General features: G+C 41.0%; 4 protein-coding genes and 1 tRNA gene. 4 read left to right on the top strand and 1 reads right to left on the bottom strand.

Annotated elements, in window-relative coordinates; all coding sequences use genetic code 11:
- The 3 genes from KKA81_02880 to KKA81_02870 form a co-directional block, all read left to right on the top strand.
- The coding region (locus tag KKA81_02880) for a T9SS type A sorting domain-containing protein (GenBank protein ID MBU2649855.1) at positions 1-139 on the top strand (139 nt) is incomplete at its 5' end.
- Positions 140-161: 22 nt separating this feature from the next.
- Positions 162-821, top strand: coding sequence for a carboxypeptidase regulatory-like domain-containing protein (locus tag KKA81_02875; protein ID MBU2649854.1), 660 nt, complete (start codon positions 162-164; stop codon positions 819-821).
- Between the two features lie 115 nt (positions 822-936).
- On the top strand, positions 937-1,992 hold the full coding sequence (locus tag KKA81_02870) for a hypothetical protein (GenBank protein MBU2649853.1): 1,056 nt from the start codon (positions 937-939) through the stop codon (positions 1,990-1,992).
- 368 nt (positions 1,993-2,360) lie between these two features.
- On the opposite strand, the gene KKA81_02865 is transcribed toward KKA81_02870, so the two are convergent.
- A tRNA-Asp gene (locus tag KKA81_02865) sits at positions 2,361-2,435 on the bottom strand.
- Positions 2,436-2,869: 434 nt separating this feature from the next.
- Here KKA81_02865 and KKA81_02860 point away from each other — a divergent pair.
- Positions 2,870-4,512 (top strand): histidine kinase (locus tag KKA81_02860; protein ID MBU2649852.1); only part of this gene is annotated, 1,643 nt, incomplete at its 3' end.

Raw genomic sequence — 4,512 nt, 5'->3', positions numbered from 1 at the left:
TACAGGAAAGATCGTAAGGAAACAAAAAACGGGAGATGAGAGAATTACCTGGAACCTTCTGGGGCTCAAGCCCGGTATTTATGCGGTATCAGTAAGAAACAATTCCGAAACAATTACAATGAAAGTGGTTGTGAAGTAAAGGAGAATAACTATTAAAACACATGGAAAAAAAAGCAATAAAAGCCCTGATTTTAACAGTCATATTTTTTATGGCGGGTTTCAATGTCACCGGTCAGAACTCAGGAAATGACAACAACGTGGAATACCTGATGAAATACCTCCGTAGTCACTGGGATGATATTCATGATGTAATCATGCGCTTCCATATGGATGATCCGGCACTTAAGGGTACCGTTTTTATCAGCATGACCTGGGAGAACGGAATTTTGGAGAATGCGGTGGTTGACAGCAACAGCACGGGTAACGAACAGTTCGGACCTGCCATTATTGAAGCAATGAAAAACTGGAAGATACCTGAGATACAGGATACATGGCAGATAGTTGTTCCTTTCCGCACCATGATTTATGGTTCCGACAGGCCGGATTTCAAAGAAAAAGGAATATTTACCGGAAAAGTGATGACCGCTTCCGGAGAGCCGGTAGCACAAGCCAAAGTCATCCTGGATCCTGTGAAAGGAAACCCGGCAAAAGCCGACACTGCAATCACCAACCGTGAAGGAATTTTTATCAGGACTTTAATACCTCCCGGCATCTGGGAAATCAGATGTATCCGGGAAGGATACCAACCTTTCATCATTGAAGATGTGGATTTTAAAAAGAAAGGTCATATTAAAACAAGCATCATCCTCCAAGCAGAGTAAGTGATTGAAATTGGGTGTGACAAAAATATGTCCAGTCCGATAGGGAAGAACCCTTTTTGAACCTCCAGGAAATAAGTTTGCAGAAATAATTTAAAAAACCTTTATCCTGAGTACCATGAAACATCTCTATTGTTTTCTAATATTCCTTTTGGGAATACATGCAGGTTTACAATCCCAGAACCTGCTGAATAAACCCGAGCACATTGCCTGGGATGCAGTCCACGAAAAGTATCTGGTGACAAATTATGGTAACGGAAAAATCATATCCATTGATCAGGAAGGGAACCAGGAGGCGATCATAGAAGGCATCAGCAGTTGCCTCGGGATACATATTGTGGATACATCCATTTTCATTACACATAGCAACAAGATTGAAATATACGGTTTAAGCCACCATCAAAAGGTAGGAACGATAACGCTTAATGTCTCCAACTGGCTCGATGGAATGGCTAACGACAACAACGGGTACCTCTATGCAGTTGAAAACGCCGGGAAGATCCACCGTGTGAACCTGTCCACCCTGGAAGATACCATTATTGTTGCGGGAGGTTTGCCTGACCATCCCCAGGATATTGTTTTTGATGAGGCAGAAAACCGTCTCTTGCTGGCATCCTGGGAAACCAACAGCTATATAGTATCCATCAGCCTTGAGAATTTTGAAGTCACTGACCTCATCGAAACAAACTCCGGACAGTACGATGGGATCGTTATGGATACACTGCGAAATATTTATGTTACATCATGGCTCAATGGCGGAAGGGTTTATAAATGGGTATATCCCTGGGATACCGATCCGGAGGTATTTTCACAAGGACATGCGGGGCCGGCCGGGCTGGCTATTAACAATGAGGATAACTGCCTGGCTGTACCCAATTTCAATAGCAATTCCATGGATATTTTAACACTTTTTCCTGTAGGCATTCAGGAAGTAAAAAAAAACTTCATTGAAATAAAAAACAATGAAATAGTAATTACTTCATCTGCAAAAACAATTGCCAGGATAACCAGCATACAGGGAAAAGAACTTTGCACGCTGGATGTCACACCGGGTCAAAATTGCTTTCGTATATCTGCTTTACCAAATATTCCTGAAAATCAATTTGTCATTCTCAGTTTTTATTCGGAACAATCCATAATATCAGAAAAAATATATATTCACCTCGTGAATTAATCCTGCAAATGAATAAAACTGCAATAGCCACCCTGGTCTAAGGACTGTTGTCCTATTAAGGTAGACATCGTACCCGCTATCGGTAACGCAAGGTTTGCGAAAGAGGTGATGAAGGATGTGTTTTAAAGAAGACATTAAGGAGATGGTTCATTCCCAATAGCAAGTTACTTATACAAATAAGATGGATCAGAAAGAAATAACTAGTCTACACTTTTTTGTCCCAAGTCTACAAAATTACAGAAAGTGTAGACTAAAAACAATCTTATTGCATGCTAAGTAAAGTGTATAAAGGTCTAAGAAAATGTCAGGAAATATACGATTATCAATAGTTTTAAATGAAAAAGGGTACATCTTCGTGTACCCTTTTGCGGACCGGACGGGACTCGAACCCGCGACCCCATGCGTGACAGGCATGTATTCTAACCAAACTGAACTACCGGTCCAAAAATATAAGAACATACCCTCAAAAGGGATTGCAAAGATACATGTATTTTGTGATTTTGCAAAAAAAAATGTGAAAATTGAAATTGCCTGAATTATCCGTCTTTACAGCAAATATCAGGTTTAAATACTGCTGATGTAATGGGATAAAAAACCGGACGGAAATTTATTAACTTTAAAATTTCTGTCCAGTTTTTTAGCCCACTACAATAATGCAATCGGACAGAGCCAGCAGGCAAAAGATATTACAACTTAAAAACTTTTTCTAACATGCCTGTCATCTCACCTCAGGCGAGACGGGTTCTAGTCCCGTCCGGTCCGCAGAACTTTTCAAGGTAGCTTCTTAAGCTACCTTTTTTTTATTCTCCGGGTAAGCCGCTCACAATTTCATTCAGAATAATTATTTCCCTATATTTACGACATATCCATTTAATGCATGCTTGGTTATATCAGAAATATTATCTACTCCCCTTATTTCTTATCCCTTCCCGTCGCTATCATCATTATCCTCCTCCTCCCTCCTCTTTTCCAAAAAATAAAAATTGCTGTCGTTGAAGACGCTCTTTTGGAACATAAAGAAAGTATTCACTATTACGAAGATCTGGATAACGACGGCAATACGGAACTGATCATAGCCTACGGAGATGCTCACGGCCAGTTCTGTTTCCAGGTTTATGATCATTTTGGTGGAGTGGCGGGACAATGGAACTTTCCCGGAGAATTTTCAAGATATACCAGGGAATTATATTTCGGGGATGTCGACAATAACGGCATCCTGGAGGTTTACGGCTTTACGGTGCAAAACGATTCGATTTTTTTAAGTGCGTTCGAACCGCTTCCTGTCGACTGGACACTTATTAATCTCAGATTTACAGATAAATACGGCACACTCGGCAGACAGATCGACTTTAATATCCCTTTTTTCAAAGTGGTCGATCTTGAAGATGACGGCAAGAAAGAGATATTCTTTAGCATTGCAGGAGGATTCTCTTTAACTCCCAGGAAAATATACAGGTATGACTATCTGAGCGATTCAATAATATCTTCCCAAAGCGCCGGAAGCATCATCTCTGAACCTATTTTGTCTGATCTGAACAACGACGGATTTAAGGAAATTACAGGAAGCACAAATGCCTGTGAAAATATTCCTGACACGATGAACCTACCCTATAAAGATCATAGTTCCTGGTTGTTTATCTTTGATCATGATCTACAGTTAACAGCGCCACCCGTGGAGTTTCCCGGAGGAGGCACCCGGTTCTTTGTCTCGCTTTTGAAGTGCGGTCATAAAACATGCATTTTTGCCTTTCACCACTCCATAGGGCATGAAAGCAATGCCAACGAATTCCTGCTTTTTAACCGGTTTGGAAAAATTGTAAAACAAAATGATGCTCCCTCCTACTCAAAAAAGGATAGGTTCAGCATCGTAAACCATTCTGAAGACCAAGACAAGATTCTTCTTCTAAAGCAAGACGGTGAACTATGGGTTGTTGACTCAACTTTACAGGTCATCCGTAAAGATTACCTGGGAATCGACATTAATTCAGAATGCTATGTTTGCGATGTTAATTTTGATGGTAAAAACGAATGGCTTTTTAAATCCACCGATGGTACCAGCCTTATCATTTCCAATCCTGACCTGAACGTCCTCGCCACTTTTCCCACAACGGGCCTCGATAGTTATGAAGTATCCTTCCACTCTCACCAGGAAAAACCCTTCCTGGTAATTCAGGATAAAAAAAGGAAGATCATTCTGCAATGTTCAGCCCATCCTTATTACATTAAACTGATAGGGAGCTGGATTCTTATTTACCTGGGCGTGCTGGTATTCGTTCTGCTTATCAGGAAAATACAACTGCAGCAGATCAGGGCCAAAGAAAAGATTGCCGGACAGATCCTCTCCTTACAGCTTCAATCCACCAGCAACCAGCTCGATCCGCATTTCACCTTCAATGTATTCAACACTATTTCCGCCATGTTGCAGCAGAGCCGTGAAATGAGCATCCATAAATCTTTCCTGAAATTCACCGAGCTCATGAGGATAACACTGCTTTCATCAGGATCCATCACCCGCTCACT

The sequence above is a fragment of the Bacteroidota bacterium genome (genome assembly GCA_018831055.1).
Lineage (GTDB): Bacteria > Bacteroidota > Bacteroidia > Bacteroidales > B18-G4 > M55B132.
The sequence above is the reverse complement of the archived record's forward strand: the minus strand, read 5'-3'. Positions and strand labels throughout refer to the sequence as shown.

Excerpts from the sequence above, each read along its gene's own strand:
- KKA81_02875 (MBU2649854.1), top strand. The coding sequence starts at position 162 with ATGGAAAAAAAAGCAATAAAAGCCCTGATTTTAACAGTCATATTTTTT.
- KKA81_02870 (MBU2649853.1), top strand. The coding sequence starts at position 937 with ATGAAACATCTCTATTGTTTTCTAATATTCCTTTTGGGAATACATGCA.